This is a genomic window from Hydrogenophaga sp., assembly GCF_965657535.1.
Classification (GTDB): domain Bacteria; phylum Pseudomonadota; class Gammaproteobacteria; order Burkholderiales; family Burkholderiaceae_C; genus Hydrogenophaga.
This window is the reverse complement of sequence record NZ_CBFHOP010000005.1, coordinates 178,168-201,400: the sequence shown is the minus strand read 5'-3', so window position 1 is coordinate 201,400 and position 23,233 is coordinate 178,168. Positions and strand designations below refer to the sequence as shown.

The window sequence follows — 23,233 nt, the reverse complement described above, 5'->3', positions numbered from 1 at the left end:
CCGTCCAGGCTCATCGATCAGGAATCTCTGACATGAAAATCACCACGCAACTGAACCCGTCTTTGCCGGTTTTGTCAAAAAACCCAACCGCTTCGAACTTCTTGCCCAAAGGCCTGCCCACCGACATCCAGGGCGCAGATCTTGAAGCCCTGACGCGGTTCAACCAATCGTTGCCCAAAGTGGTGCCCAAGGTTCTGAAAAAACCCGGTGAAGAAGAGGCGCTGGACGAACTGTCAGAAGTCGTCAGCGATTCACCAGAATGGCAGATGGCGCAGGCAGAGGCGGTTGGCGCGGGCGCGGGCGCAGAAGCTGCTGCTGCAGCAGCAGCTGAAGCCGCCGGCGCGGGTGCGGCTGGTTCTGGCGCAGCAGGCGCCGCTGGTGCTGGTGCCGCCGGCGCAGCAGGTGCGGGCGCCGCCGGTGCGGTGGGCGCTCTCAGTCCTCTCGCCTTCACCCCCAGCCTGTTGCTGGTAGATGGCGGTAGCAATACGGCGCCAGTCGCCACGTTCACCACGGCCCAAAATGCCGTCGAAGACGGGTCCGTGATCAGTGGCCAATTGACTTCCACCGATCCCGATGGCATCGACCTTGGAACCACCTACAGCCTGGTGGGAGACCCGATTCCCGGTCTGACCATCAACGAAAACGGCGCCTGGAGCTTCGACGCCACGGGAAATGCCTACCAGTCGCTGGCACAGGGTGAAACGCGAGAAATCACCGTCACCTATGTGGTCACCGACACCCCTGGCGCAACCGATACCGCGTCGTTTGTGATCACCGTGACCGGTACCAACGATGTTCCGGTGGTATCAAATGCCGGTGCTGCTCGCTTGGGCGGTGTCAGCGAATCCGGTCATGAAGACACCGGCACTCCAGTAGCCGGCACCAGCACGGTCAGCGGCACGCTAAGCGCCACCGACGTGGACAACGGCGCCGTGTTGACCTGGAGCATCGCAGGTGAGCAGTCAGCCACCTACGGCGCCATCGCAATCAACAGCGAGACCGGTGTGTGGACCTACACGCTGGACAACACACTGCAAGCCACCCAGGCCCTCAAGGAAGGCAGCAGCGACACCCAAACCTACACCGCTCGCGTCACCGACGAGTTCGGCGCATACGTCGAGCAAGACATCACCGTCACGATCACCGGCACCAACGACGTGCCTGTGGTCACCAACGAGTTGGTCGAGCTGGCTGGCGGCGTCACCGAAGCCGGTCATGAAGATAACGGCACCCCAGTGGCCGGCACCAGCACGGTCAGCGGCACGCTCAGCGCCACCGACGTAGATCAATCCTCAGGTCATGTGTGGAGCATTCAGGGAACGCCTTCGACCACCTACGGCGCCATCGCAATCAACAGCGAGACCGGTGTGTGGACCTACACGCTGGACAACACACTGCAAGCCACCCAGGCCCTCAAGGAAGGCAGCAGCGACACCCAAACCTACACCGCTCGCGTCACCGACGAGTTCGGCGCATACGTCGAGCAAGACATCACCGTCACGATCACCGGCACCAACGACGTGCCTGTGGTCACCAACGAGTTGGTCGAGCTGGCTGGCGGCGTCACCGAAGCCGGTCATGAAGATAACGGCACCCCAGTGGCCGGCACCAGCACGGTCAGCGGCACGCTCAGCGCCACCGACGTAGATCAATCTTCAGGTCATGTGTGGAGCATTCAGGGAACGCCTTCGACCACCTACGGCGCCATCGCAATCAACAGCGAGACCGGTGTGTGGACCTACACGCTGGACAACACACTGCAAGCCACCCAGGCCCTCAAGGAAGGCAGCAGCGACACCCAAACCTACACCGCTCGCGTCACCGACGAGTTCGGCGCCTATGTCGACCAGACCGTCACCATCACCATCACCGGTACGAACGATGTGCCGGTGGTGACCAACCTGGCAGCGGCTGCTGCGGGCAGCGTCACAGAAGCGGGTCATGACGACGACGGCGATGTGGTCGATGGCACGGTCAGTGCCACGGGCACCCTGACGGCCAGCGACGTGGACGCTGACGCGACCCAAGCCTGGAGCATCGTGGATGAGACGCCGAATGCGACGTACGGCACGTTTGCGGTAAACGCCGAGACGGGCGTGTGGACTTACACGCTGGACAACACGCTGGAGGCCACTCAGGCACTGGACGAGGATGATTCGGTTGAGGTGACCTACACGGTTCGCGTGACCGATGACAAGGGTGCCTACGCAGACCAGCTGGTGACCATCACCATCACCGGTACCAACGATCAGCCTACGCTTACTCTTGAAGAAGACACCGTGTACCTTGCGGTGAATGCTATGGCTGGCGAGATCGGTTGCGCCGTTGCGGAAGCTGATGACGTCGATGCAACTGACGAGCTCAGTTACCATTTTCTGGTGGGTGGTGAGCGACGCGACACCTCCGAAAACGGTTTCTTCAGCATCAACACCTTAACCGGCAATATCAGCCTGACTGAGCTGGGCGAGAGCAAGGCTGGCCTGGGCCAATACGATTTGGCATCGGCCAGCTACCAGGTTGACGTGGTGGCATACGATGGTTCGGTCAACAGCGACATCAAGACGCTCACCATCGAACGTGTGTTGCCGGACGTGCAGGCTGGTACTCCCGATACCTATTACGGCCTGAAGACCATGCTCCAAGAACCGTCTCTCGAGGAACCTTATCCCTACGGCGACAATGTGAAAGTGGCCCCCCCCGATGACGGGAAAGTATGCATCGTTATCAATGACGGCTCCTATGTATACCCAGGCGATGGGACCACCCCCGGCAAAAGCTTTGACATCCTTGACCTGGACGATCTGGGTGAGCTGAATGAGCTGGAAGTTGAGCGGCACCACGACGATCTGGTGATTGAATTCGACCGCCCTGGCATGGACAGCATTGAAGTCACCATCAAGAACCACTTTCTCACCACGCCAGCAGAGGGTCAAGGTCTTGCAGCCATTGAGTATGTACACTTCGACCCCAACTCCAGCTTCGCTGGCTACCAATTGTCAAACAGTGAGTCGGAAGTTCTGGATGCTTGCGACGAAAATTTCTTTCCAGAAAACGGCAGTTACCGTATTGGTTCAACCACGGCAACGGAAGCCAATGGCTTGCTGAATGGAACGAACGACAACGATCTGATCGTTGGGTCAAAGTTTACAAAAACGATTGAAGGCGGTGAAGGCAACGATCTGCTTTTTGCAGGGGCGGAGGGAGTGAACCTCGTTGGCGGTGAAGGCGATGATCTGCTGGTACTTAACGCCAAATACAGCAGCGTGGAGTTTTCTGCGGCCGAAGACAATGGCTACGATACGGTGGTGCATTTTGATGAAGACCACAAAATCGTACTCGATCGCAGCGACGCCCATCCCGAGCTGGACGCTGAAGAGACTTTCTTTATCTCGAATGCACTACTGACCGAAGGCGAAGATACATTGCTCTTGGAGGGCGATGATATCCAAAACGCGGCTGTGATTGCCATGGATGCTGCCACCTTTAATTTGCATACTTGGTTGAATAATCCTGAAAGTACTATCGATGGTATTGCCGGCGTAGCAGAAGGCGCCAAGCTGTTCTTCCTGGTTGAAGAAAGTGGCAGCACCCATCTCTATCATGCTACTGACAGTGGCGACGGTGTGTTGCAAGCCAGCGAATTCACGCACATGGCCCATTTCTACAGCACCAGCATCGGTGAATTCTCAGCTGATAACGTCAGCTTTACCGTCATGCCTGTATAAACCGGTAGACAGTCCCGCTGGCTTTGCCAGCGATCGGCTTTGATCCCAAAGCCCATGCCCTCTGATACTCTGTATCAGAGGGCATTTTTTTGGAATTTTTTCTCCAGCATTTGTCGCTATGACCGCCTCCGATAGACGGGCGGATGTATGGGTATCACAGCGGCACCCAATAGGATGAGGCTCTGTACAACGCAAGAACGCCTGCGTCCCCCCATCCGGCAAGACGATCAGATCAACCAGCGTTTCCCTTTTGTCATTCAGCCCTACGAGCGGGCATTAAGCGACACGTTAGGACTGGCAGTCCGTGTGCATCAGCATCACGGTCTGTGTGAATTGCATAACGTCCATTTATTGCTCGCAAATACACCAGAGACAGGCGGTAAAACAAGCCCAAATGCATAGCTCTCCCACCTTGGGGATGGCTTGCATTTTTGCAAGCTTAGACCATTTTTCAAAGCCCATAAAAAAAGCCGGTTCAGAGAACCGGCTTTTATCGTTTAAAGCTCTAACAGGCTTAGAGGCTTAGAGGCTTAGATCACCACGAAATCGGTACGTGTCAACGTAACCGCATTGTCCAGTGTCGCAAACAAGATTTGCGCTGCACCACCCACGCCATCGGCATCGTAGAAAATCTCGCGGGTCTGGCTGTTGTAAATGATCCGATCGTCGGCATCCACCGCAGCAGCACCCGATCGGAATGCGGCTGCACTCAAAGTACCCGTTTGGGTCAGTGATGTGAACACAGCATTTTCAAGCCGGATCGTGTCATCATTTCGGCGTGCGTTAGAGAAGTCGGTGATTCGATCAACGTTGTCACCGCCCAGCGCAGTATCGAAAACAAAGAAATCGCTACCCGTACCACCTGTCAACACATCGGCACCCAGGCCACCATTGATCACGTCGTTGCCCGTGCCACCGTTGATCGTGTCATTACCGCCATGACCGCTCAGCACATCATTACCGCCGTTACCGTTCATTGTGTCGTTACCGGTATCACCATTCAAGGTGTTACCGCGGTTGGTGCCGGTGAATGTTTGACCCGCGACCGCTCCATTGTTGGGTGCAGGTGGCGTTGGGCCGCCCGCAGCGATCCCAATGAAGTCGGCAGCAGACAACGCGGTAGCACCGGTCAGAGCGATCGAGAACTCAGCACCGCCGTTACCCACGGTATTGCCCTGAATCAACGTCTGACCGCCAGTCGTCTCGTAGCGCAACTGGTTTGCAGCCGTGAAGTTGTTGGTCCCAATGAAAGTGAAGGTCCCAATCCCAGAGAGATCGATCAGATCCTGACCGCGCGTGAAATCGGTGATCACATCTCGGGTACCGTTCGTGGTGCCGCTTTGGTTCACGTTGCTGTAGACAAACACGTCAATACCAGCACCACCGCTGAGGCTGTCCGCTCCCAGGCCGCCAATCATGCGGTCGTTGCCAACGCCGCCCACCAAGGTGTCGTTGCCTGCGCCACCGTCCAGCGTGTCGTTGCCAGCGCCGCCGGTAACCACGTTGGCCCCATCGCTGCCGGTGCCCCTGAAGTTTCCAGTGCCCGTAAAGGTCAAGTTCTCCACGTTGGCCGCCGTGAGCACATAGGTGTTGCGGGTGGACTGCACCGTATCGGTTCCGCCGTTGTTTGCACTCTCAGTGATGATGTCGTCGTCAACCTCGTCACCGATCACATACACATCGTTGCCCGTGCCACCCACCAGAGAGTCGAGACCTGCACCACCCACCAGCGTGTCGTTGCCACCACCACCGTTCAGTGTGTCGGCGCCGTCCGCACCGCTGAGCAAGTTGGCACCCCCGTTGCCGGTGATCACGTTCGCCAGTTCATTACCAGTACCGCTGTTGCCTGCGTTGCCTGAGAGCGTCAGATTTTCCAAATTCGCGCCCAAGGTGTAACTGATGCTGACGTTCACCAGATCGGTGCCTTCGTTGGCGTTCTCTGTGATGACATCTTGGTTGCTGTCGACCGTGTAAGTGTCATCACCCAGACCACCGACCAGCGTGTCTGTGCCCGTACCACCGTTCAAGGTGTCATTGCCCGAGCCGCCGGTAATGATGTTGTTCAATGCATTGCCGGTGCCATCAAAAGCACCGCTACCGGTGTAGGTCAGGTTTTCAATGAACGCCCGGCTGGCTGGCGCCAAGCTGTAGCTGCCCAGGCTGGTTTCAATGCGATCAATGCTCTGCAGCTCAGGCAGCAACGCGATGGTGTTGCCGTCGATGTCCAGCACGGGGTTGCCCAGTACGTCGAGTTCAAGGCCTTCGATGATCACGTCGTTGTTGCTGTCAACCACATACACATCGTTGCCGAGGCCACCGCTCAGGGTGTCTGTGCCGACGCCACCCACCAGGGTGTCATTGCCATCACCGCCGCGCACCATGTCGTTGCCAGCGCCACCGTCCAGCCACATGTCCATGGCCACCAGGCTCTGCCTGCCGTCGGGCAAGGTGGTGACCAGGGGTTCGCCAAACACGTCTTTCACCACAAAGCCCTGGCTCAAGCCGGTGCTGGCCAGCAGGTCGAGCGTGTTGGTGGGCAGGCCGTTAGCGCCGTTCAGGTACACGTTGACGATCAGGGCGCCGCCTTCCAGCGTGTCGTTGTACGTCGTTCCAATGACTTTTTCAACATTGATGAACACGTCGGTCGGGGTCAGGGTGGCCGGTGCCAGGCTCAGGTTGACCCAAATGCCTGTTTGCTGTTGAACACCATTGATGTCCAGCACCAGGTTGGGGTTGCTGGCCGTGTAGTCCACCGTGTCAAAGCCCAGGCCACCGTCCATGACGTTGCCAAAACCGGTGTCCGACTTGTCCATGATGAACGTGTCGTTGCCGGTCCAGCCCACCATGGCGTCAAAGCCGGGGCCACCGATCAGAACGTCATCGCCTTCGCCGCCGTCCAGCGCGTCATTGCCCTGGCCGCCGTACAAGGTGTCGTTGCCTTCACCGCCGGTCAAGATATCGGCGTCGGCAAATCCGTCCACATTGGTGCCCACCAACATGTTGTCGCCGTAGATCACATCGTTGCCGGCACCACCGTCGAGGATGTCAGCGCCCGTGCCACCAATAATCAAGTCGTCGCCGTCGCCACCAAACACGTTGTCCAGCCCGGCGCCTGCGTTGACGGTGTCATTGCCGTCGCCGCTCCAGATCCAGTCGTCACCCTCCTCGTCGGTGATGGTGTCGTTACCAGCTTCACCGTGCAAGAAGTCGTTGCCTCGACCGCCCTCAATGGTGTCGTCGCCCGCTTTGCCCCAAACCGTGTCGTTACCGCCACCGCCGTGAATACGATCGTTGGTGGCGGTGCCACCAATCACTTCACTCGCATTGCCGGAACCGTTGGCATTCAACAAGCCGCGGGCGTCCAGGTAATCGCCCTGGTTGCCGTAGAACGTCCAGCCGGTGGCAGCGGAATACACCCAGCCGGCGGTGCCCACCTTTTGGGTGACACCGTGTACATCCACTTGATCCACCGTTGCATTTTTAAGGTCCAGCTGAAACTGGAAGATCTTGTCGGTCGGTGCTGACATCTCAAGGGTCGCATCGGGCACCGAAAAAATGTCTTTGTAAAGGTTTTCTACACCGGTGGTGCGCATTACCACGTCAGCAAACAGCTGGGCCTCAATCTCGGCCAGCATGTTGGTGCCACCCAGGCGGTTCAGGTAGTAGAAGCGGTCTGCGTTTTGCAGCTCAATCATCTGCAGCGCAAAAATGAAGTCGAAGGTGGAGCCGAGCATGCCGCCCGGCACCTTGGCCTCGGCCAGGCCGCCGAGCCAGAAGTCGACCGCGTTGATGCCCTGGTCGTACTCCATAAAGGCGCCATCGGCGATGGCTTTTTCACCGGCAGCACGCAGACCGACGGCGTACTGCATTTGCTCGGCCTCGACCTCGCTGACGCGCAACGCATCCCAGTCAGCAATGGTGAAGGCACCCCCGTCACCGGTACCGGTCGCTCCATCCGGGGCCTCGCCAAACAGCGTCAACACGGTGTCACGCGAGTAGGCCATCACAAAGTTGACCAGCGTCTCTTCGTGCACCATCTTGCTCTGGAAGTCGAGCCAGCTGTCGTATGGCTTGAGTGCTGCATTGCCCGTTTGCGCAAACAGATCCGCGCGCACACCGTTCAAACTCAGCATGCCGGCATCGCGGGCGCGTGTCATGTTGAGCGTGGCCAGATCCAGCGGCATCCCCACCAGGTTGTTGCGCAAGGCATCGGTCACCCAAATGTCAATGCCGTTACCCACCTGCTGCGAACCACCAATGGCGAACTCACCTGCGGTGGTATCGGTGTAGATCCTGGGGTTCAGGAAGGCCGAAATCAGACCAACGCTCTTGTCTTCGCCCGTCGACAAACCAGTGGTGGGATCAAACTCGGTCATTCCCACCGTATCCGTGAGCATCGAGTGGCCGAAACGGTAGACCGCATGGGCGAACTCGGCCTTGATCGAAGGGTCGATGGTGACGTCGTACACGCCAAACGGGGTGATGTTCGGGCTGAGCTTGCGCGCAAACTCGCCAAAAATCATGTGCTGGTATTCCATCTCGTTGACCAGCTTGGCGGCCTGGAACAGCATCTCGCCTGTCCAAACGTTGCCATGCACGTCGTTGTAGAACTGGGTCAACAGTTCCAGACGCCCGCCGTTGTTGACCGCGGCCACACCCGTTGTCGCATTGGCAGCGTTGACAGCCGCCACCACCTGGTCCAGCGTGGAGCCATTGGCAATCGCGATGGTTGTGCTGTTGAACACCAGGTTACCGCCACGCACGGTTCCGCTACCCACCACAGCCGTACCCAGCACGCCCGACGTGAAAGTGGTGTTTTCAGCCAACCCCAGGTCAGCGATCAAGTTGTTGCCTGAATTACCGACAACGATGCTGGGTGTGTTCACCGCCGTCATGAAACCGGTGATGTCGTTCAGCAGCCGGTTGTGCTCGACGTGAAATACCTCCTGAATGGCGGTCAGGCCAATGTTCTCGTTGATGCGCCCATCGCCCGCGATAAAGTGGTCACCCAAGAGCGCGCTGTTGTAGCTGGGGCTGCTGGGGTTCGCTGAGCGGTCCATGTCGTCCAAAAACGCATGGCCCATGGTTTGCAACACCAACTCACCGCGAACGGTGGCCAGGTTGCCGCCGGCAACAGCCTGGCCGTTGGCCTGCAAAATCACCGTGTTGAGAGCGATGTCCGTGTTTTGCACGAAATACACGGCACCGCTCACCTTGTGGCGCGCAATCAACCAGGCGTCGCCATTGCTGTCAAAAAAGGTGGAGCCGTCGGCGTTCAGACGAACCAAGGGAATGTCCAACACATCCTTGTCGTTGAGCGTGATGCCGATGTTCAACGCGTTGGCCTTCACGTCTTTCCAGGTAGCCAAGGAGCTGGCACCGTCCACGGAACCGCTCACCAGCGCCCCGGTCACCTTGCCGTTCGCATCGTACTCGCGCAGAAAAACGGTGTGGCTGATCTGTGAGCCGTAGGTCTGGCTCAAATCGATAAAAGGCGAAACCGTGTTGATGCTTTCACCCGAGGCAGTCAGGGTCAGATCGCTTCCGTTCACGCTAGCCACAACACCCGTGAGACCTGTCTGGGCATTGATGTCAGCCGCCACATTGGCCAAGCTTCGGTTGTTGGCGATGTTGATCGCCACCTTGTTGATCATCAACACGCCGCCGTCGGCGCCCACCGCGCCCGGGGTCACGGTGACCGGTTCGAAAAAGCGGCCTTCGGTGAGACCCAGTTTGCCCAACAAGGCGTCGCTGCTTTCCACACCGATGCTCACCTGCACCGTGTTGGTGCGAGACGCCGTCATGAAATTGGCGCCGAACCCTCGTGGATCGTTGTACAGAGGGTCGCTGGGCAACAAATCGATTTGAATTCTGCCATCCACGCCTTTGCGCACGAAGTCCAGACCGTGGTCAAAAAACTGACCCAGCATGGTCGTGAACGTGCTGTAAGGCAGCGGGTTCACGTTGCCGGTGAAGGGGTTGAGGCGTCCCTCTGGCGTGGTGCTGGGGTCGTCCAGGACCGCCAGCTTCTGTTCACCAGGCGTCACATAACCGATGGCGGCGAGCGCATCCGAACTCTGATCGACCACCAGATTGCTGATCTCCCGGGGCGAGGTGATGTCCGTGATCGGGATGGTGATGTTGTTGCCACGCGTCAAAAACTGCTCGGAGCCCGGCGCACGCAGGTCCACCGCAGGGAAGGTTGCAGGGTCGATCGGGTCGAAATCGGCGATATTGAAACCGGGAGGGGCCGACGTCACCGGAGGCGTCCCCGTCAAAGGCGACGTGGTCGGCGTGGACGTCGGCAGCTCCACAGAGCCGGTCAGCCGCTCAAAAGGCTGATCGGCCGCGCCCCAGGTGGGGTTGGCGATGTTGTTGCCGATACCCTGCACATCGCGAATACCCGTCGGGTCCAGCACGGTGCCCAGCGGCGCGTTGCGGGGATCGTTGCCCGGCAAGGTGAGCTGGGCAAAGATGAAGTCGAGGTCGGACTGGATCAGTTTCATGGTCGTGAAGGGTTGAATGGTGTTTCGGTTGCTGGGCCAGGGCGGGACGCGTACACGCCTTGTTACCTGTCAGTTTGACATATTAGCTTCATTAACTTGCACTTCTGTTGATTTTAGTCATGAACCGTAATAAACCTCACAATTCCCAACAGGCGTGTAACGGCAAAGGCCCGCCCTCCGGGAGCGCTTGCCGGTGGAGCGGTGTTGTTGGTTAGAAGCCACGCCGACTTTCCGCCCCACTTGGACCGGGTGGTCGCAGTAGCAGGTGTCAAGAAGCACCGGGGGCGCCGCCATGGCACCGCCCATTCGCGAGCGGGGGGCGTCAACGGGGAAGGCGGGCAACGTGTGGCGCACAAAGGCCAAGCACGCGCTTGCGGTGGCCAGGTCACGAATTGACGGGCAAAAGGCGCAAGCCAGCAGGCCCGCAGGCCCGCCACCCAGCGCGTACGCGCCTATTGCTTAGGCGCTTGGGTGTGTGAACCGTTACGGGCCGTTCACCCCAAGCCGGTCGTTGGGTTGCAGGGGCTTCGACAGGCTCAGCCCGAACGGATTCAAGACATCAGTGGGCTGGGGCAATGGAGGGGGGATGGGAGGCGAAGCGTGCGCCTTGTGAACAGCGCTGCCCGCTGAGCCCGCATGCGGCGCCATGCGGGTGTGTTCGTCGCAGCCTACCCCCCGGGGGCTGTGACGCTGGGGAGAGTCAGAACGATTTGAGCTGCCGTGCGGCGGCAAGGGCTGAGAGAAAACCGTTCAGCCAGCGCAAGTCGATGGGTTTTTTCAGCGTGATGGTCTTGGGGGGCAAGCCACCTTTTTCGGTGATGTCTTCTGTGGAGAGTCCGCTCATGGCCACCACGATCAGGGAAGCAAACGTGGGGTTGCTGCGCAGGGTGCGCAGCAACTCGAAGCCATCAACCCCGGGCATGTTCAGGTCGGTCAGGAGCAGATCGGGGCGCAGCGCGCTGATGTCGATCATGGCCTCCAGCCCCGAGGTCATGGTGGTGCAGTCCACCGGCAGGTTCCACGAGGCAATGGCTGCCTTGAACATTTCCAGCGAGGCCGCGTCGTCATCGACGATGAGGATGCGCACCAGGTCGCTGCGGTGATGGGTTTCGGCCTTGCCGTGCAGGCGCTGGTAGGCGCGAATGGACTGCATGGATATGCGCCGATGCCCGCCCTGCGTCTTCCAGGCGTCCAGCTCGTTGCGCTCGACCAGTGCCTGCACCGAGCCCACCGACAAGCCCAGCAGCTTGGATGCATACAAAGTACCACAGACCTCGTCGGAGGTTTCTGGCGCAGATTGGTGAAATTTAGTACTCATAGCACATTGTAAGCAGGACCAATACAAAAAACAATATACCCATGTTTTCCAATCTTTTAGGCGGTAAAATATGCCAAAAACCAAGCATATTTGGTGATTTAGGTATTTATTCCACAAATGTGCCACGCCCTTACAAGGGGCTTGGCGGCCTAACAGAGCGAGCACATGCAAAACCAACTCAGCCAGCAGCCGGCGCCTTCATCCACTTGGCGCGCGGGCTCGGCGCGTGCTGCGCAGGCGAAAGAAGCCCCAACCGTCACGTACCTCCAGGCTTCCATGCTGCTGGCGCAGCGCCCGCGCCACAGCTTGCGCAAAACGCAGCTGGAGAAGCTGGTTGCGCCGAAGCTCAAGGGGGCTTCGCTGGCGGTTTTTGACACCGAACGCGGGTTCAACCCGGTGGGGCAGCAGCGCGAAATGCGCTCGGCCATGATCAAGCTCAAGCTCAATGCGCGGCGGCTCAAACAGGCCGGGCTAGATGTGTTGGTGGTGGACACGCTGGGCGCGCTGTCGCCCGACTGCACCGCCGCATTCACCGCGGCTTTGGAGCATGTGTGGAAAAGCGGCATTGAGGTGATTATTTTGGATCTTCAGCAGCAACCCATTTCCTTCAATGACCTGGGGCAGGTGGTGAGCAACAGCCAATTTATCAAAATCTACATCCGTTCCATCTGGGAAGAAATACAGAGAACGGGCAGCGGCGATCAAAAACCACCGGTTGCCGCCCAACGAAAAGTCCATTAGGTCGCGGTTTTTAGCCCACCAACGCTGTCGCACGTTTATGAATCACCACCAAGCCGCTGGGTTTGCTGTTTGCGAAAGCAGCGTCCGGGATGCCGCAGGCCATCCGATTCGCCGGCGCTACAAAATTGGCGCGCTGCCATTGCAGCATTGGATCACCCTCGACGACATCGACTTTTACCTGGAAGACCTTTTATCGGGTGACGAGGCAGCGCAATGTCTCTTTGGGGTGGCCGGCGGCATTGTGAATGCAACCCGTGGTGAAACGGAAAATTACTATTGGCTGTACGACCCGAAGATGCCGGGCACGCTGGACGTGGTGACCAAGGGCGACAAGCGCGGCGCCATTGACCCCAACGAACTGTTTGGCGCCATTGGCACGACCCAAGCGTAGCCGCCACCGCCATGCCGACGCCAATGAATGCCTTTCAATGCCATGCCTTGGGTTTCTACGGACTGGGCTGCTTAACGGCAAAGGTCAACCGATCATGCGACTTTCATTGAAACTGAACCGGCGAAAAATGCGCGCGGCGGGGCTGGTGCAGCACCTGGGGCACCGCCCCGGGGGCCGAGGCCAACAAAGCCCCGGCGAACGTGTGCAACCGCCGCGGGCGGCTTCGCGCGGCAGCAGCCACAACGACCGCCACGACAACCGCCACAACAACATCCACGACGCTCCCTCGACCGACACCGGTTTTGATGGCATCACCTGGGCCCTCGTGCTGTCGATCCTGGGTGTGCTTTACGCCTTCATTTTGTAGTGGTCGGCGCACGGCTGCGCCCCCCCGCCCCGCCTTCGGCCCCTCGTACGCAACACCCCGTTTTCGCATGACCGTTTCCAGACCGCTGGGCCGCGCCTGGCTTTGCCTGCTCGCTTGGTTGGCTTGGGCACCCACCCCAAGCTTTGCCAATGGCGTGCAGTGCGCCATCTCCAGCATCGACGTGTACTTTGAACCCATCAACCCGGTGGAGGGCGCGCCGCAACACGGCCAGGGCGAGCTGTCGGTGGTGTGCATCAACCCCAGCGCCGAGCACCAACAAGTCGCCCTGGTCGCGTTTGACCCGGCGCCCGCCGAACGCCCCTTGCGCCACGCGCAAGAGAAACAATCGGTGATCCAGCTGGAGCTGTTTCACGACGCCGCCAAGCGGCACCCACTGGGCCGTTCAGCGCACGCCCGGTTTGCCTTGCGGGCGCAACACTGGATCGCCGCCGAAACCGAGACCACCGTCAAGCTGCCCTTTCACGCCCGGCTCACGGTGGGCCCGAACGCACCCGCCGGCGCCTACCGGCGCGAAATGACCATGAGCCTGGTCTACCAATAAACCCCACAAAGCGGCGGCCGCCCTGCCTGGGCAGCCTGCGCGGCTGAGCTTATTGGATCAGCTGGTACTGGGTCGCAATCTGTGCCAGCTCTTGGTGCAACAGGGGTTGCGCGCGCTGAAACAAGCCCCATTCCCCCGCCCCCGCAGCCATTTCAAGGCCGCGGCACAGCCGAATGCCCCGGGCCGCGCCGATGTAGCCCAGACTGGACTGCAGGTTGTGCAGTTCCCGCCCAATGGTGTCGACATCTTGGGTGCGCAGGGCCTGGTCAATGGCGTCGGCGCGCGTCTGGATGTCCTTCAAAATGGCCGGCAGCATGGCCAAAATGTCTTGGGACAAGGTGGCATCGGTGGCGGGCGCTTCGGGTATGGCCATGGCCTTTCGGGGTGCGCCGGGGGCCTGCGTGGACGCGGGTGCCTTGGCCGTTGCGGACGCTTTGGTTTTTGCCTTGGCCTTGGCCTTGGCCAGTGCAGATGCGGGGGCCACCACGAAGCTCTTTTCGCGGCGCTTTTCGCGGCTCGGCTCTGCGGGCTCGGCGCGCTTTTCCTGGCCGTGTTGGCACACCCCCAGCAAGCGCTTCATCTCGTTGATCAACACCGTTTTTTGCACCGGCTTGGTCACATAGCCGTTCATGCCCACCGCCAGGCAGCGATCGCGGTCGCCCTGCATGGCGTTGGCGGTCAGGGCCAAAATAGGCACCGGCGCCACCGCGCCACCGCCCGCGCGCTCCAAGGCCCGAATGCGTTCGGCAGCCGCCATGCCGTTGCATTCCGGCATCTGCACATCCATCAAGATCAGGTCAATACCCCCCTGCTCCCACGCTGCCACCGCCTCCAGCCCGTTGTGTGCCACCGTGGTGTCGCACCCGAGCGAAGACAACACGCGCAGCATCAGCATTTCATTGATCGGCTGGTCTTCTGCCAGCAGCACCCGCACACCGGCAAACACCGCGCCGCCGGCCGCCCCGGCAGGCTCGGCGCTGGCGGGCGCCACCACCGGGAGCGCGCTGGGCGCCGGGTGCTGCACCGCGTCAATAGGAATGGACACAAAGAAGGTTGAACCCTCGCCGAGCTTGCTTTCAACCCGGATGTCCCCCCCCATCAGCTCCACCAGCCGTGCGCAAATGGCCAAGCCCATGCCACTGCCGCCGTAGCGACCGGCGATTGATGCGTCGGCCTGGGAAAAGTTTTTGAACAACTTGTTCAGCGATTCGGGCCGAATGCCAATACCGGAATCGCGCACGGCAAACGTCAGCCGCGTGCTGTCTGCCGTTTGCTCCAGCGCACTGCTCAGGCTAACGCCCCCGCCCTGGCCGGTGAACTTCACGGCGTTCGACAACAAATTGTTCAACACCTGCCCAATGCGAACCGCATCGGCCCGAACCGTGACCGGGAGCGTTTCAGACTGAAGCTGCGTGTACGTCAAACCCTTCGCGCGGGCTTGTTGTTCAAACAACCCAAAATTCTGGTCCAGGAAACGTTTCAATACAAAAGGCTCAATCGAAAGCTCCAGCCGGCCCGCCTCAATGCGCGAAAGGTCCAACAGATCGTTCAAAATCTTCAACAGATTTTCGGTCGATTGCTGCATCAATTCCAGCCAATGGCGCTGGTCTTTGTTGATGTCCGAGTCCAGCAGCACCGAATTCAAACCCATCAGGGCATTGAGCGGTGTTCGAATGTCGTGGCTGATACTGGCGATCAAATCACTTTTCAGTTGGCTGTTTTTCTCTGCCAACAGGCGGGCTTCTGAAAGGCGGGCTTCGTTTTCCACGCGCTGCGTCACATCGGCAATGGTGCCGGTCATGCAAATGGGTTTCCCTGCCGCGTTGCGCTGTGAAACGGTGCCATGCGATTCGAGCCAGATCCACCGCTGCGCCGCCCGAAACCGAAACACCACCACCCCACGGCTGATGTAGCCCGCCATCAGTTTCCCCAGGCCCTTTTCGATCATGGGGAAGTCGTCGGGATGGACCCGCTGCTTCAACTGCTCGGTGCTCCAGGAGCCTTCCAGCGCCACCTCTTGCAAAATCTCGCCCCAGCGTGCCGTGAGGTAGAAGTCGCTGAACGGCTCTTTAAAATCCCACAGGGCCAAGCCGCTGGCTTCAACCGCAATCTCCAGCCGCTCCCGGGTTTCGTCCAAGGCCTCCTCGGCCCGCAACCGGCTGTCGGTTTCGACGCGGCTGGAATTCTTGATGCGGTCAATCTCCATGTTCAACCGCTCAATTTCGTCGACCAGGCGCGACTCGCGCGCCTCCACCTTTTTCACGCGGTCTAGCGCCGTCTGGTAAGCAAACGCGAGCTTTTGGGCTTCAACGGTGAGCTTGTGGGCTTCACCATTGTTCGAATCACGAAACATCAAGACACACTTTCAATTTGGCTGGCCACTCCGAGCGGCCGCATGACACCCGACACCGTTGCATGCACCGTACCCCTGCGGCTTGGCACGCGACAGCACCCCTCTCAACACGCGCAGGCCAGAGGCTCCCGCGCCGCGCGGCACCCGACCCACACCTTGCGCCTACGCAAACACCCCATCGGTCGGCAGATGAGGTCAGTTTGTAGGCAACCCAAGATGGCACAGCACCAGAAACGTAACAAAAAGTACCAATTGAGCACTTTAAATAACATTTGTATACCTTATCATTATCCAAGTATTCACCCAACAGTTCACAACCATTCGTCGGAAATATGGGCAAAGTAAGGGTTATGGAAGCGCGCCATTGAGCGTACTCAACCCAAGCCCCACCAAGGAATGCTTGGCGTTTTGATCAACGGTCAACGGTCAACGGTCAACGATCAACGGTCAACGTTCAGAGGCCAGCGACCTGCTGGCGCGCGCAGACGCCCCCACGCGCTTCAGCGCCAGGCACCACCGGGCAGGCGGCGGGCGCGCGTTGGCCAATAAGCGGGTGAGCGGGTGAGCTGTTGAACTTGCAGAAGAGCAGGCGCGCGGGCGAGAGCGGGCCCTGGCAACAACGCCGTTACAAGCGCGAACCAAGGCAACACCGCCAACACCGTCAAAAATACAAACAGCGTTGAGCCCGTGAAGTCAACACGGTGCGGTGTTCAGACACCGCAGGGCGCACAAACGCCCCACCCCCTCACACCGAGTCGAGCTTGCCCACGTCTTTGGTGATGTAGGCGTCGCAGCCAGCGCGCCCCGCCGGCGCGGGGCCAGCGCCTTTGCGGCGCGCCCGCGTGAGCAGCTGCACAATGCCGCCCAACGAAGCGCTGCTGCCTGCCCGGGCAAACACCTCGTCGCCGTCCAGCCCCGGGACGTTGATGTTCAACAAAATGGCATCTGGGCGCATTTTCTGCACCAGCGCATTGGCCGCCGCCACGTGTTCGGACTCGCGCGGGTCCACCGGGCTGGCGGGAATGTCCAGCGCCGCCTTGATCAGGTCGACCAATTTGGCAATATCGGGCTGGGCATCGATGTGGACAATTCGATCGGACATGGGGTGGTGTTTCTTTCAGTGGGTGGGCGGTTTCAGCCCGGGGCGGCAAGGCTGGGGTCAGAGGCCCGGGCGGGCAGAAGCGGTCACCACCGACCGCCCCAAGCCATCAGCGGCCCTGGATCTGGCGACAGGTCATTTCGCACTCAACCGACGCCCCGGAACCGATGGTGAGCGACAGGTAACTGATCTCGCCTTTGACCTGCGCCGAAGGTGCGATCACCAGCTCGTCGCACACCACCTTGCCCGAGACCCGGCCCTTGATGTTGAGGTTCTTGCAGGTGAGCGTGCCGTCCACCAGGCCGGCGGTCCCGATGTTGATGTCGTCGGCATTCACCACCCCGATGACGCTGCCCTCCACATGCAACACACCGGCCGAATCGATGTCACCGCGCATCACAAAACCTTCACTCACCACCGACGGTTTCTGCGTGGTGGCCAGGCTTTGCACCATGGTGTTGGCGCGCGACCGGGTTTCAGGCACGGGCGGTGATGGTGGTGTTTGTGTTGGTGTGGGTGGTAGGGCCGACGAGCCCATGGGCACCGGGGGCACGAAGGTCTCCAGCTTGGGAGCAGGGGTCTTAGTTTTTGAGATGTTGAACATGCTGCGCTGTCTGAATGACTTTTAAGGGATCGACGGGGTAACCCCCCACCGAAATTTCAAAATGGAGGTGCTTGCCGGTCGACGCACCGGTATTGCCCACCATGCCGAGCACCGTGGCACGGTCCACGTTCTGGCCCTCGGTCACATCGATGCGGTCCAGGTGCGCGTACAGGCTCTCAATGCCGCGGTCGTGGCGCACGATCACCGTTTTGCCGTAGTTGCTGTAGTCCCGCGCCAGCACCACTTTGCCGTCTTTGGCCGGGTACACCCGGTCGTCCGTGTGCGGCACCAAGTCAATGCCGGTGTGCAAACGGGCCTGGCCCTGGATCGGGTGTTTGCGGATGCCAAACCGCGAGGTCAGCCGGTGATCGCTCACCGGCAAGTTCGCTGGCAATGCGAGCATCACGTCGCGCAGCAAACGGTTGTCGGCGGCCTCGTCCAGAAACGAGCCACTCACCACCGGCATCAGCTTCTCCAGCCCCACGTCCACGCCCTCGCGCGGGCCAAAGCCCCCCATGGCCGTGGAACCGTGAATGATTTTTATCGCCTTTTCGGTCAGGCCCGTGCCATCGAGCAGGCTCTTGAAGTCTGCGTTTTCGCTCGACAACTGGGTCGTCGCGGAATCCACCAAGCGCCGAATTTCCTGGTCCCGCTCGCGAATGGTGCGCGCCAACGAGAGCATCTCGTCGGTGCTCAGGCGCTCGCTGTCGGCAAAGCCGACTTCCTGGAAGCTGTCGGCCAGCGCCAGGTAAATCGCCTGGTGGCGGCGCTCCTCTTGCAGCCGGTTCAGCTGCAAGACCAAAGCCGCCACCGTCATCACCAGCAAAGCGCTGCCCAGCACCCCCACCACCACCAAGCTGCCGCGCACCACCAAGCGCTGCAAGCGCCCCGGCACCGCGAAATACTGCAAGTCCCCGCCCTGCTCCACGATCAACCGCGCATCGCGGTAGTCGCGCCGCCACAGGTCCAGCACCATGGGGCCCAGCGCCAGCCCTCTGCGCAGCCAGGCCGCCGGACGTTTGAGCATCTGCATCCTGAACACGCCCAACAATCAGGTGGGGCCCAGCGGCTTGCCGTGTGCTGGCGCAGCGGGCAGCTCCAGGGGCGCCGGCGCCTGCCCGGCCAGCGGCGTGGGCGCATCCACAGCAGCCAACGGCTTGATGGAACCCTGCAAAGCGCCACCGCGCTCCACCTCCAGCTCGCCGTAGCGCGCTGCGCCGTGCACACGCCCGGTGCTGCGCACGATCAGCTTGCCCGTGACGTGCAGGTCTTGGCGGGTTTCACCCAATATCTCGGCCTGCCGCGCATGCACCCGGCCCAGCAACTGGCCATGGCGGCCAATCATCAGCTCGTCGGCGGTGAGATCGCCCTCAAAAAAACCCTCAATCAGCGCCGTACCGGGGACCGAGAAACTGCCCACCGCCCGGACACCCTCGCCCAGGACGATGTTGCCTTTGTTTTTTACTGAATCGTTCATAGGGATCGTTTTTCATAAAAGCGGGACAGGCCCTGAAGCCACCGGGCGCCCCGCGCGGCCTCCACGGCGAGCCGCGCCACCAAGGCCCACCACCCACCGCCGGCCGGTAGCACCAGCCGCGCAACAGACGCAACCGATAGACACAACCGACAGACACCCAACAGACCACCAAGGGACCATCGATACACAACCGATGGCGGCCAGTGGCGCACCGGATTGGGGATTAGTTTAATCATTTTTGCAGGTAGGCGCAATTTACTACTTATGACATCGATTTTTATGTCACATACACCATCCATTTGAAAGTCACTTACACCATCAATTTCAAGGTCACTGACAGCGCCACCTTGATGGCCCACCGCCTTTACGCAGGGCGCTCGCCAATGACCCATGTGCCGCAGAGCCGCCACCGAATCCCAGCCCCGCTGCGGCCTGGAGCGGGCCGCTGGCCCCACAGCCGGCACGCCGCACAGGGCGTGAACTTTGACACGCTATATAGATATTAGAATAAGCATATTCATCATTTTTGTACTTTTAATGATTTTTATAGTGTATTCTACAAACTATCAGTTGTAACAATATGCCTGATCAGGTGGTCTCCCCCCTGCCAGACTCCCGCCAGGAGCACCCATGTACCTTCAGCCAGCCACCATTCCCATGGGACTGCCCCCGCGCAACGCGCACCCACCGTCGCCACCACGGCCCAACCACCTGGGTGTGGTGGTAGGCGGCCTGAGCAGCTGGGCGAAACAACACCATGTGCCCGAAGGCACGGCGCTGGCCATCGGGCTGCAGCGGGCCATGCGAGCGGTGGAATTTTGTTGTGAACAGCGCATCCAGCACCTGAGCCTGTATGTGTTCCCGGCCGAGCTGCGGGTCCCCGCCGGACCCGGGTCCGACAACGTCATGGCCTTGCTCATGCAACACCTGGCCACGGTGGTAGACAGCCTGCGCGAGCAGCGCGTGCGCTTTCGCATCGCGGGGAACACCAACCGGCTCAACGTCCCGCTGCGCCGCTTTTTGATGGGCGCCGAGGCCCAACTCGCCCAAAACACCCGCCTGACCGTCACCCTGTCCATTGACGGTGCCCGCTACTGGGACGTCAACACCGCCTTTCAGCACTGGCAAAAGCAACACGCCAACTGCCGCCTGGTGCTGCCCGACGCCGACGCCTTTCGGCCCTATGCGCTGCAGGCCCAAATGCCCGACCCCGATCTGCTGATCCGCACCGGCGGCGCCATCCCTGGCCGCCAGCCCATGCTGTGGCAAACCGACCAAACCGCCCTGTATTACACCGACGCGATGTGGCCCGACTTTGGCCCGCAAGCCCTCTCCAAAGCCTTGCGTTGGTACGGTCAAAAAGACCGCAGCGCAGGCATTGAGGTCGTGTCGGCACATTGAACAACCCCCAGCGCGGCACACCGGAAACCATCCCATGGGCACCCCCGCCGCCGCCGCCCCACAGCCCTGCCGGTGCAGCGCCACCGGCCAAGCGCCAAACCGCACCGGCTTGAACACCGCACACCGAAAGCGGCCCCACCACAGGCCTGTCATGCGCTGCGCCGCTATGGCTCCCGCGTCCCTGCCGGGCGGCGGTGGCCTCGCTTGGCGCCTCCCCCTTTTGTGACCCCGCCGTCCAGGAGCTCCCATGAACCACGTGGATTCAACACCCCAGCAACCGCTTGCCCACAGCGGTTCGGCCATCACCATCAGCATCATCACCGCCTGCCAAAACAGCGTCGGCTCCATTGACGACTGCCTCGATTCTGTGCAGTCCCAGTGCCACGCGCTGCGCGAGCACATCGTCATCGACGGGGCCAGCCAAGACGGCAGCCTGGAGCGCCTGAACCACCGCCGCGAGCAGCTGACCCTGGTCTATGGCGCGCCCGGCGAGGGCATTTACAAGGCCTGGAACCGGGGCATCGGCCAAGCCAGCGGCGAAATTTTGGGGTTTCTCAACGCCGACGACACCCTGGACAACGACAACGTGCTCGCCCACGTGGCCGACATCTTTGAAGACCCCCAGATCTCGGCTGTGTACGGCAACGTGAAATACGTGCACCACGAAGACCCGCGCCTGGTGGTGCGCCGCCTGGACGCCGGCCCCTTCAGCCGCGACAAACTCGCACGCGGCTGGGCCCCGCCCATCACCGCCCTCTTTGTGCGGCGCAGCTGGCTCCGGCGCATTGGCGGCTTTGCCCGCGACATGCCCCTGGCCGCCGACTACGACGCCAGCCTGCGCCTGTTTTCGCAGCCCTTCTTCAAAAGCGCCTACCTGCCCGAGCCCCTGGTGCGCAAGCGGCTGCACCCCTGGCGCCCCGACGCCGTGGGCCGCTCGGTGCGCCGCCCCCTTGAAGAGTTGAAAGCGCTGCGCCAAGCCAAGCTCGGTGGCCTGGCCACCGTGGCCTGGAAAAACATCGCCAAGGTAAGCCTCTACCTCTGAGCCCCTCCACACGCTACCCCACACGCCGCCCACCCCAGGCGCCCACCCACCCCAGCGGGAGCGGGGCCAGCGCCCCTTTTTCAGCCCCTGCCCGGCCCCTACACACCATGAAAATTGCAGTCATCGACGCTGGCCCGGTGGGCCTGTCGGCCGCCATCATGCTGGCCCACTGCTACGAGGTGGCGTTGCACGACGACACCCCCACCACGGTGCACACCATCAACGCCGGCCTCTCCCCCTACGACGACGCCGACATGGCCCACCGGCTCGAATACCACAGCCCCGGCCTGCGCTCCACGCTCTACCTCAACGACGCCGTTGATGGCGCTTCGCTCGTGCTCGTGGGCACCCCCACCGACTACGACGCCATCCACAAAGTGGTGGACACCAGCCACCTCGACCGCATGCTCCAGCGCGTGTCCGCCCTCAACCCCCAGGCCACGCTCGCCATCGAATCCACCGTGCCGGTGGGCTACACCCGCCGCACGCTGGACCGCCTGGGTCCGCTCAACCTGCTCGTTGCCCCGGTGCTGCTGCGCCCGGGCCAGGTCATGCACGACCGGCTCAACCCCGTGCGGCTGCTCGTGGGCGACACCACCCCACGCGGGCGCGCCTACGCCGACTTCATGCGCCGCGCCACCGAGCACGCCCACAGCGACACCCACCCCCACCCACCCACCCCCGTGGTGCTCACCGGCTCGGACGAAGCCGAAGCGATCCAGCTCTTTTCACAAAAACAGCTGCAAATCGAGCGCCCCATACCGCTGGCCGAGGTGGTGGCCTACGCCCAGCGGCACCAGCTCAACACCGAACAACTCAGCCAAGGCCTCGACTTTGAACTGTTCGCGCCCGGCCACGCGCGTCGTGGCCATGGCGCAGCGCAGCGCCCCAAAGCGCGCCTCATGCTGGCCCACTAGCCGCCGCCCCAGGCTTGTGCGGGGTCGCGCTGGGCGGAGCGGAGCCGAGCCGGGCGGTGCAGACAGCCCCAAACCGTTTCAACCGGCAAAAACTCACACAAATCATTTTTATCTCATAAAATATTTTTGGCGCTTTAAATTCAAATAAAACATACTTGTTAGATCACTGAAATCGACACATTTATGACCGAGCCCACCGAACAACCCGCCGCCGACACGCCGCCCTGGTACCTGGCCTACACCAAGCCCCAGCAAGAGCACATGGCCCACGAGCAGCTGGCGCGCCAGGGCTACCAGACCTACCTGCCGCGCTGCAAAAGCTTCCCCTCGCCCGCGCGGCGCAACAGCGCTGTGGACAGCTTGGTCGACGTGCCCATGTTCCCGCGCTACGTGTTCTTTCGCCCGGGCTCGGTGCGCCAGGGTGTTTCGGCTGCGCGCTCCACACGCGGCGTGTGCAGCCTGGTGTCGTTTGGCAACGGCCCCGCCGCCGTCGACCCCGAACTCATCACCAGCATTCAAGACCTCGAACAGCAGCGCAACCAGACCGAGCTCAAAACCCTATCGCCGTTTCAGCCCGGCACGCGTGTGCGCCTGCGCCGCCCTGGCCTCAAGGGGCTGCAAGGCCTCGTGCTGTCGGTCACCAACGAACGCGTCACCCTGCTGCTCGATCTGTTGGGTCGCCAACAAATGGTCACCGTTGAACACGCCATGCTGGAAGTGCATTGAGCGC

Annotated in this window: 16 protein-coding genes; 9 read left to right on the top strand and 7 right to left on the bottom strand. The window is 61.0% G+C overall.

From position 1 onward, the window contains the following. The first annotated feature begins 32 nt into the window (after window positions 1–32). A complete protein-coding gene (locus tag ACTG4K_RS10520) occupies window positions 33–3,725 on the top strand; it encodes a VCBS domain-containing protein (RefSeq protein WP_439114162.1) in 3,693 nt (1,230 codons plus the stop codon). A 530-nt stretch (window positions 3,726–4,255) separates the two neighbouring features. Here the strand turns inward: ACTG4K_RS10520 and ACTG4K_RS10515 are convergent. Both ACTG4K_RS10515 and ACTG4K_RS10510 read right to left on the bottom strand, forming a co-directional pair. Continuing rightward, a complete protein-coding gene (locus tag ACTG4K_RS10515) occupies window positions 4,256–10,231 on the bottom strand; it encodes a peroxidase family protein (protein ID WP_439114161.1) in 5,976 nt (1,991 codons plus the stop codon). Between the two features lie 700 nt (window positions 10,232–10,931). Further along, window positions 10,932–11,549: a response regulator gene (locus ACTG4K_RS10510; RefSeq protein WP_439114160.1), complete on the bottom strand. Its 618-nt coding sequence runs from the start codon at window positions 11,547–11,549 to the stop codon at window positions 10,932–10,934. Between the two features lie 165 nt (window positions 11,550–11,714). Here ACTG4K_RS10510 and ACTG4K_RS10505 point away from each other — a divergent pair, with 165 nt between their 5' ends. The 4 genes from ACTG4K_RS10505 to ACTG4K_RS10490 all read left to right on the top strand — a co-directional run bounded on the left by ACTG4K_RS10505 (window position 11,715) and on the right by ACTG4K_RS10490 (window position 13,610). Next, on the top strand, window positions 11,715–12,290 hold the full coding sequence (locus tag ACTG4K_RS10505) for a hypothetical protein (protein ID WP_439114159.1): 576 nt from the start codon (window positions 11,715–11,717) through the stop codon (window positions 12,288–12,290). Window positions 12,291–12,327: 37 nt separating this feature from the next. Further along, window positions 12,328–12,681 carry a hypothetical protein gene (locus ACTG4K_RS10500; protein ID WP_439114158.1) on the top strand — a complete coding sequence of 118 codons (354 nt, stop codon included), beginning with the start codon at window positions 12,328–12,330 and terminating at the stop codon, window positions 12,679–12,681. A gap of 94 nt (window positions 12,682–12,775) precedes the next feature. Continuing rightward, window positions 12,776–13,048 (top strand): hypothetical protein, encoded by a 273-nt coding sequence (locus tag ACTG4K_RS10495; protein ID WP_439114157.1) that lies wholly within the window; start codon window positions 12,776–12,778, stop codon window positions 13,046–13,048. A 67-nt stretch (window positions 13,049–13,115) separates the two neighbouring features. Next, the gene (locus ACTG4K_RS10490; RefSeq protein ID WP_439114156.1) at window positions 13,116–13,610 is read left to right on the top strand and encodes a spore coat protein U domain-containing protein; all 495 of its coding nucleotides are present in this window, start codon (window positions 13,116–13,118) and stop codon (window positions 13,608–13,610) included. 49 nt (window positions 13,611–13,659) lie between these two features. Here ACTG4K_RS10490 and ACTG4K_RS10485 read toward each other — a convergent pair whose 3' ends face one another. The 5 genes from ACTG4K_RS10485 to ACTG4K_RS10465 all read right to left on the bottom strand — a co-directional run bounded on the left by ACTG4K_RS10485 (window position 13,660) and on the right by ACTG4K_RS10465 (window position 19,143). Continuing rightward, entirely contained in the window at window positions 13,660–15,963 is a 2,304-nt protein-coding gene (locus ACTG4K_RS10485) for an ATP-binding protein (RefSeq protein WP_439114382.1), read from the bottom strand. 745 nt (window positions 15,964–16,708) lie between these two features. After that, window positions 16,709–17,065: a hypothetical protein gene (locus ACTG4K_RS10480; RefSeq protein ID WP_439114155.1), complete on the bottom strand. Its 357-nt coding sequence runs from the start codon at window positions 17,063–17,065 to the stop codon at window positions 16,709–16,711. A 106-nt stretch (window positions 17,066–17,171) separates the two neighbouring features. After that, on the bottom strand, window positions 17,172–17,546 hold the full coding sequence (locus ACTG4K_RS10475; RefSeq protein ID WP_439114154.1) for a bactofilin family protein: 375 nt from the start codon (window positions 17,544–17,546) through the stop codon (window positions 17,172–17,174). A 97-nt stretch (window positions 17,547–17,643) separates the two neighbouring features. Beyond that, the gene (locus tag ACTG4K_RS10470; protein ID WP_439114153.1) at window positions 17,644–18,693 is read right to left on the bottom strand and encodes a M23 family metallopeptidase; all 1,050 of its coding nucleotides are present in this window, start codon (window positions 18,691–18,693) and stop codon (window positions 17,644–17,646) included. A gap of 24 nt (window positions 18,694–18,717) precedes the next feature. After that, window positions 18,718–19,143 (bottom strand): bactofilin family protein, encoded by a 426-nt coding sequence (locus ACTG4K_RS10465; protein ID WP_439114152.1) that lies wholly within the window; start codon window positions 19,141–19,143, stop codon window positions 18,718–18,720. Between the two features lie 630 nt (window positions 19,144–19,773). On the opposite strand from ACTG4K_RS10465, the gene ACTG4K_RS10460 reads away from it, so the two are divergent. From ACTG4K_RS10460 to ACTG4K_RS10445, 4 genes are all read left to right on the top strand, one after another. Beyond that, entirely contained in the window at window positions 19,774–20,544 is a 771-nt protein-coding gene (locus ACTG4K_RS10460) for an undecaprenyl diphosphate synthase family protein (protein WP_439114151.1), read from the top strand. 247 nt (window positions 20,545–20,791) lie between these two features. Next, the gene (locus ACTG4K_RS10455) at window positions 20,792–21,586 is read left to right on the top strand and encodes a glycosyltransferase family 2 protein (RefSeq protein ID WP_439114150.1); all 795 of its coding nucleotides are present in this window, start codon (window positions 20,792–20,794) and stop codon (window positions 21,584–21,586) included. A 107-nt stretch (window positions 21,587–21,693) separates the two neighbouring features. After that, window positions 21,694–22,503 carry a hypothetical protein gene (locus ACTG4K_RS10450; RefSeq protein ID WP_439114149.1) on the top strand — a complete coding sequence of 270 codons (810 nt, stop codon included), beginning with the start codon at window positions 21,694–21,696 and terminating at the stop codon, window positions 22,501–22,503. Window positions 22,504–22,686: 183 nt separating this feature from the next. Next, the gene (locus ACTG4K_RS10445; RefSeq protein ID WP_439114148.1) at window positions 22,687–23,229 is read left to right on the top strand and encodes a transcription termination/antitermination NusG family protein; all 543 of its coding nucleotides are present in this window, start codon (window positions 22,687–22,689) and stop codon (window positions 23,227–23,229) included. Window positions 23,230–23,233: the final 4 nt, after the last annotated feature.

What these genes read in the sequence shown, in the direction of transcription:
- ACTG4K_RS10520 (WP_439114162.1), top strand. Translation starts at nt 33, where the DNA reads ATGAAAATCACCACGCAACTGAACCCGTCTTTGCCGGTTTTGTCAAAA.
- ACTG4K_RS10515 (WP_439114161.1), bottom strand. Translation starts at nt 10,231, where the DNA reads ATGAAACTGATCCAGTCCGACCTCGACTTCATCTTTGCCCAGCTCACC.
- ACTG4K_RS10510 (WP_439114160.1), bottom strand. Translation starts at nt 11,549, where the DNA reads ATGAGTACTAAATTTCACCAATCTGCGCCAGAAACCTCCGACGAGGTC.
- ACTG4K_RS10505 (WP_439114159.1), top strand. Translation starts at nt 11,715, where the DNA reads ATGCAAAACCAACTCAGCCAGCAGCCGGCGCCTTCATCCACTTGGCGC.
- ACTG4K_RS10500 (WP_439114158.1), top strand. Translation starts at nt 12,328, where the DNA reads ATGAATCACCACCAAGCCGCTGGGTTTGCTGTTTGCGAAAGCAGCGTC.
- ACTG4K_RS10495 (WP_439114157.1), top strand. Translation starts at nt 12,776, where the DNA reads ATGCGACTTTCATTGAAACTGAACCGGCGAAAAATGCGCGCGGCGGGG.
- ACTG4K_RS10490 (WP_439114156.1), top strand. Translation starts at nt 13,116, where the DNA reads ATGACCGTTTCCAGACCGCTGGGCCGCGCCTGGCTTTGCCTGCTCGCT.
- ACTG4K_RS10485 (WP_439114382.1), bottom strand. Translation starts at nt 15,963, where the DNA reads ATGTTTCGTGATTCGAACAATGGTGAAGCCCACAAGCTCACCGTTGAA.
- ACTG4K_RS10480 (WP_439114155.1), bottom strand. Translation starts at nt 17,065, where the DNA reads ATGTCCGATCGAATTGTCCACATCGATGCCCAGCCCGATATTGCCAAA.
- ACTG4K_RS10470 (WP_439114153.1), bottom strand. Translation starts at nt 18,693, where the DNA reads ATGCTCAAACGTCCGGCGGCCTGGCTGCGCAGAGGGCTGGCGCTGGGC.
- ACTG4K_RS10465 (WP_439114152.1), bottom strand. Translation starts at nt 19,143, where the DNA reads ATGAACGATTCAGTAAAAAACAAAGGCAACATCGTCCTGGGCGAGGGT.
- ACTG4K_RS10460 (WP_439114151.1), top strand. Translation starts at nt 19,774, where the DNA reads ATGTACCTTCAGCCAGCCACCATTCCCATGGGACTGCCCCCGCGCAAC.
- ACTG4K_RS10455 (WP_439114150.1), top strand. Translation starts at nt 20,792, where the DNA reads ATGAACCACGTGGATTCAACACCCCAGCAACCGCTTGCCCACAGCGGT.
- ACTG4K_RS10450 (WP_439114149.1), top strand. Translation starts at nt 21,694, where the DNA reads ATGAAAATTGCAGTCATCGACGCTGGCCCGGTGGGCCTGTCGGCCGCC.
- ACTG4K_RS10445 (WP_439114148.1), top strand. Translation starts at nt 22,687, where the DNA reads ATGACCGAGCCCACCGAACAACCCGCCGCCGACACGCCGCCCTGGTAC.